The 3,815-nt window shown below is 70.2% G+C and carries 4 protein-coding genes; 3 read left to right on the top strand and 1 reads right to left on the bottom strand.

Annotation, left to right across the window (positions count from 1 at the left end; genetic code table 11):
- The 3 genes from AB7U92_RS23490 to AB7U92_RS23480 all read left to right on the top strand — a co-directional run.
- A partial coding sequence (locus AB7U92_RS23490; protein ID WP_428582667.1) for an ABC transporter permease occupies positions 1 to 641 on the top strand: 641 nt, incomplete at its 5' end.
- Positions 638 to 1,621, top strand: coding sequence for an ABC transporter ATP-binding protein (locus AB7U92_RS23485; protein ID WP_428582665.1), 984 nt, complete (start codon positions 638 to 640; stop codon positions 1,619 to 1,621). The genes AB7U92_RS23490 and AB7U92_RS23485, both read left to right, overlap by 4 nt.
- Entirely contained in the window at positions 1,618 to 2,613 is a 996-nt protein-coding gene (locus AB7U92_RS23480; protein ID WP_428582663.1) for an ABC transporter ATP-binding protein, read from the top strand. Before AB7U92_RS23485 ends, AB7U92_RS23480 begins: the two co-directional genes overlap by 4 nt.
- Here the strand turns inward: AB7U92_RS23480 and lysA are convergent.
- A partial coding sequence (gene lysA / locus AB7U92_RS23475; protein ID WP_428582661.1) for a diaminopimelate decarboxylase occupies positions 2,610 to 3,815 on the bottom strand: 1,206 nt, incomplete at its 5' end. The genes AB7U92_RS23480 and lysA overlap by 4 nt on opposite strands.

The following is a 3,815-nucleotide window of genomic DNA, read 5'->3' as shown; positions in this document are numbered from 1 at the left end:
GCGCGCGCATCTCGCTGCTCGTCGGGCTGGCCTCGGTGCTGCTGTCGGTGATCGTCGGGGTGAGCCTCGGGCTGCTGTCCGGCTTCGTCGGCGGGCGGGTAGACGCCTTCATCATGCGCGTGTGCGACGTGATGCTTTCGTTCCCCGCCATCCTGATCGCGCTGCTGATCGACGGCGTGGGCCGCGCGATGTTCCCCAACGCGCACGACACGCTGGCCTTCGCGGTGCTCATCCTGGCGATCGCGTTGTCGGGCTGGGTGAAGTTCGCGCGCACGGTGCGCGGATCGACCCTGGTCGAGCGCAACAAGGAGTACGTGCAGGCGGCGCGGGTGATCGGTGTGTCGAAGTGGCGCATCATGGCGCGCCATGTGCTGCCCAACGTCACCGGGCCGGTGCTGGTGCTGGCCACCATCGACATCGGCCAGGCGATCCTGATCGAGGCGACGCTGTCCTTTCTCGGCGTGGGCGTGCCGCCGACGCAGCCGTCGCTGGGCACGCTGATCCGCGTGGGCAACGATTTCCTCTTCTCCGGCGAATGGTGGATCACCATCTTCCCGGGCATCGTGCTGGTGATGATCGCGCTGTCGGTCAACCTGCTCGGTGACTGGCTGCGCGACGCGCTGAACCCGAGGCTGCGATGAGTTTTCCGCTGCTGGAGGTCAAGGACCTACGCGTCGAGTTCCCGACGCGGCGCGGCACGCTGCTCGCGCTGGACGGCGTCTCGTTCGACATCGCGCCGGGCGAGGTGCTCGGCGTGGTCGGCGAATCGGGGGCCGGCAAGTCGCTGACCGGCGCCGCGATCATCGGCCTGCTCGAGCCGCCGGGCCGCATCGGCGGCGGCGAAATCCGCCTGGAGGGGCGCCGGATCGACAACCTGCCGCACGAGGCGATGCGCCAGCTGCGCGGCCGCCACATCGGCGCGATCTTCCAGGATCCGCTGACCTCGCTGAACCCGCTGTACACCGTGGGCCGGCAGTTGGTCGAGACGATCCGCACCCATCTGCCGCTGTCGGAGAAGCAGGCACGCGAGCGTGCCATCGCGCTGTTGGCCGACACCGGCATCCCGGCGCCCGAGGCGCGCTTCGAACAGTATCCGCATCAGTTCTCCGGCGGCATGCGCCAGCGCGTGGTCATCGCGCTCGCGCTGGCGGCCGAGCCCAAGCTGATCGTCGCCGACGAGCCGACCACGGCGCTGGATGTCTCGATCCAGGCGCAGATCATCACGCTGCTCAAGCGGGTGTGCCGCGAGCATGGCGCCGCGGTGATGCTGGTCACGCATGACATGGGCGTGATCGCCGAGACCTGCGACCGCGTGGCGGTGATGTACGCCGGGCGCATCGCCGAGATCGGCCCGGTGGGTGAGGTGATCCACCGACCGGCGCACCCATACACGGCGGGGCTCATGGGCTCGATCCCGGCGATGGACGAAGACCGTGAGCGGCTGCTGCAGATCGACGGCGCGATGCCGCGGCTGAACGCCATACCTGCCGGCTGTGCCTTCAACCCGCGCTGCCCGCACGTGGCTGAGCGCTGCCGGCGCGATCGGCCCGAACTGATGCCGGCCGGCGCCACTCGCGCGGCCTGCTGGCGCACCGAGGAGCTCCGGGGGGTGGCGGCATGAGCGCGCCGCTGGTCGAGGTCCGTGACCTGGTGAAGACCTTCGAGGTCTCCGCGCCCTGGCTCAACCGCGTCATCGAAGGCAAGCCGAGGCAGTTCGTGCACGCGGTGGACGGGGTGAGCTTCGACATCATGCGCGGCCAGACGCTGGCGCTGGTGGGCGAGTCGGGTTGCGGCAAGAGCACGGTGGCCCGTCTGCTGGTCGGTCTGTATGCGCCGACACAGGGCACGGTGCGCTTCGATGGCCTGGACGCGCACAAGGTGTTTGCGTCGCCGGCTGCGCGTGCGCTGCACCGGCGCATGCAGATGATCTTCCAGGATCCGTTCGCCAGCCTGAACCCGCGCTGGAAGGTGCTGGACATCGTCGCCGAGCCGCTGCGCGAGCATGGCCTGGTGCAGGGCCGGGCGGCGGTGGAGTCGCGTGTGGGCGAACTGCTGCAGTCGGTGGGCCTGGCGCCGGCCGATGCGGCCAAGTTCCCGCACCAGTTCTCCGGCGGGCAGCGCCAGCGCATCTCGATCGCCCGCGCGCTGGCCACGCAACCCGAGTTCCTCGTCTGCGACGAGCCGACCTCGGCGCTCGACGTTTCGGTGCAGGCCCAGGTCCTCAACATCATGAAGGACCTGCAGCGGGAGCGGGGACTCACCTACCTGTTCATCTCGCACAACCTCGCGGTGGTCCGCCACGTGGCCGATGCGGTGGGCGTGATGTATCTCGGCCGCCTGGTCGAGGTGGCGCCGAAGGCCGAACTGTTCGCGCGGCCGCGGCATCCGTACACGCGCATGCTGCTCGATGCGATCCCCGACATCCGCATGAGCGGGCGCTCACGCACGCCGGTTCAGGGCGAGGTGCCGAACCCGCTGAACCCGCCGAGCGGCTGCTCGTTCCACCCGCGCTGCCCCCATGCCAACGAGCGCTGCCGCAGCGAGCGGCCGAAGCAGCTCGCGCTGCACGGCATCCGCATCGCCTGCCATGCGGTGGAGGAAGGCCGGATCTAGGTGTCGGCCTCCGGCGGCAGCAGGTGCTCGCCGCGGAACAGGTCCGCGGGCACTTCGCGGTCGCGGATCAGCCAGGCCTGGTTGCCGGACACCATCACCTCGGCGGCGCGGCCGCGGGTGTTGTAGTTGCTCGCCATGCTCATGCCATAGGCACCGGCCGACAGCATGGCGAGTGTGTCGCCGGCGCGCACCGCGAGGTGGCGGTCGCGGCCCAGCCAGTCGCCGGATTCGCACACCGGGCCGACCACGTCCATGGTCTGCGGCGCTTCGTCGCGCTGGGCGCACGGCACGATGCCCATCCAGGCTTCGTACATCGCCGGGCGCATCAGGTCGTTCATCGCCGCGTCGACGATGCAGAAGTTCTTCTCGCCGCCGGGCTTCAGATAGAGCACGCTGGCTAGCAGCACGCCGGCATTGCCGACCAGCGAACGCCCCGGCTCGAGCAGGATCCTGCGATGGCCGTGGCCGCGGCTGTCGATGCGCGCCAGCAGCGCGCGCACCAGTGCCTCGGCCGCCGGCGGCTGCTCGTCGGTGTAGGTGATGCCCAGCCCGCCGCCGAGGTCGAGGTGGTGCAAGGGGATGCCTGCAGTCTCCACCGCCTCGACCAGGTCGAGCACGCGGTCGAGCGCGTCGAGGTAGGGGCCGGTTTCGGTGATCTGGGAGCCGATGTGGCAGTCGATGCCCACCACCTCGATGCCGGGCAGGGATGCCGCGCGTCGGTAGGTGGCCAGCGCGCGGTCGTGGGCGACGCCGAACTTGTTGCCCTTCAGCCCGGTGGAGATGTAGGGATGCGTCTTCGGGTCGACGTCCGGGTTCACGCGCAGGCTGATGCGCGCCGAGCGGCCCGCCTGCCGTGCCACCTGGGAAAGCAGTTCAAGCTCGCTTTCGCTCTCCACGTTGAAGCAGGCCACGCCGGCCTCGAGTGCCTGAGCCATCTCCGCGCGCGTCTTGCCGACGCCGGAGAACACCACCTTGGCGGCATCGCCGCCGGCGGCCAGCACACGCGCGAGTTCGCCGCCCGAGACGATGTCGAACCCGCAGCCGGCCTGGGCGAAGGTCTGCAGCACCGCCAGGTTGCTGTTGGCCTTCATCGCGTGGCAGATGAGGTGGTCGCGGCCGGCGAGCGCGCGCTGGTAGCCGGCCAGCGCCTCGCGCATGGCGCTGCGCGAGTAGACGTACAGCGGGGTGCCGAATCGCGCGGC

The sequence above is a fragment of the Piscinibacter sp. genome (assembly GCF_050175855.1).
Lineage (GTDB): Bacteria > Pseudomonadota > Gammaproteobacteria > Burkholderiales > Burkholderiaceae_C > Piscinibacter.
Note: the sequence above shows the minus strand (reverse complement) of the source record. Positions and strands in the feature narration are given on the sequence as shown.

Coding starts and splice junctions, on each gene's coding strand:
- AB7U92_RS23480 (WP_428582663.1), top strand. CDS start 1,618: ATGAGCGCGCCGCTGGTCGAGGTCCGTGACCTGGTGAAGACCTTCGAG.
- AB7U92_RS23485 (WP_428582665.1), top strand. CDS start 638: ATGAGTTTTCCGCTGCTGGAGGTCAAGGACCTACGCGTCGAGTTCCCG.